Annotated in this window: 1 protein-coding gene; it reads left to right on the plus strand. The window is 29.2% G+C overall.

Features of this window, described 5'->3' with window-relative positions; all coding sequences use genetic code 11:
• Positions 1 to 294: 294 nt before the first annotated feature.
• Positions 295 to 1,191 (plus strand): retron St85 family RNA-directed DNA polymerase (locus tag RBB45_RS26225; protein WP_306010642.1); only part of this gene is annotated, 897 nt, incomplete at its 3' end.

A 1,191-nucleotide genomic window follows, 5' to 3' on the forward strand; every position in this document is an offset into this window, starting at 1 on the left:
GATATAAAACAGTAAATGACTTACTATCAAAAATCGATATTAAAGATAAAAATATTTTGTATGACAGGATAAGATTTGGTATAATTAGGAACGATTATTATCGCTCCTCCTAGATGTTACTTACTATATTCATGATTATGTACATTGTTTTGTGGATTAGTAATGTGGGAGACGGTTCGTCTCCTGTTGTACAATGCTAGGACTAGATTTACCAAAAGAAAGCAGCTTATTCCACCCGCGTGGAGCAAGCTACTTTCTTTCAATAAAAGTAATTTAGGTAGGAGGAGCGGTAATATGAAAAAAGACTTTACAAATAGTTTTATTTTATATGCCTTAAATTTACCGATACTAAAAGACTTTGAATCACTTTCAAATTCTATTGGTATCAGTAACACAATGTTATATTTATTATCCAAAAAGACTGATAATTATTATAATTCATTCAATGTTCCTAAGAGAAATGGAACTAATAGAGAGATAAAAAGTCCGAAATACTCATTAAAATTAGTTCAGAGGTGGATTTTAACTGAGATACTGGAAAAGATCAATGTATCAAATGAGTCAATGGCTTTTAGGAAAGGAAAAGACGGTAGTAAAACGAATGCTAATTGCCACAAGTACAGTCTTTATTTATTACAACTGGACTTAAATGATTTTTTTACAAGTATAAAACGAGAGAATGTGTTCTATCTTTTTAAAGGTCTTGGATATAATACTTTAGTTTCAAATATATTAACAAGCCTATGTACTTATCAGGGATACTTACCACAAGGTGGGGTTTGTTCCCCCTATATATCTAATTTAATTTGTTTTAAATTAGATAAAAGGTTAAAAGGCTTATGTTCAAAAAGAGATATAATTTATACCAGATATGCTGACGATTTAACTTTTTCTTGTGATAATGTTGTAACTTTAAGGAAACTCAAAAAAGTTATTGAAGAAATAATAGTTGATGAAGGGTTTTCTGTAAATGAAACCAAAACACGACTACTTTCCCCTTCTGGCCATAAAAAGGTTAACGGAATTACAATACATGATAATAAGATCAAAGCCAATAAACAGATGAAAAGAACAGTTAGAGCTATGATACATAATGCTCTTGTAAGTGGAGATTATTCCAATAATAATAAAATAAGAGGGTATATATCTTATATTAATTCTATAGAAGATGGTTATAAGGAAAAAATTATT

This window comes from Bacillus sp. MMSF_3328 (assembly GCF_030733525.1).
GTDB classification, from domain to species: Bacteria; Bacillota; Bacilli; order Bacillales; family Cytobacillaceae; genus Bacillus_AB; species Bacillus_AB infantis.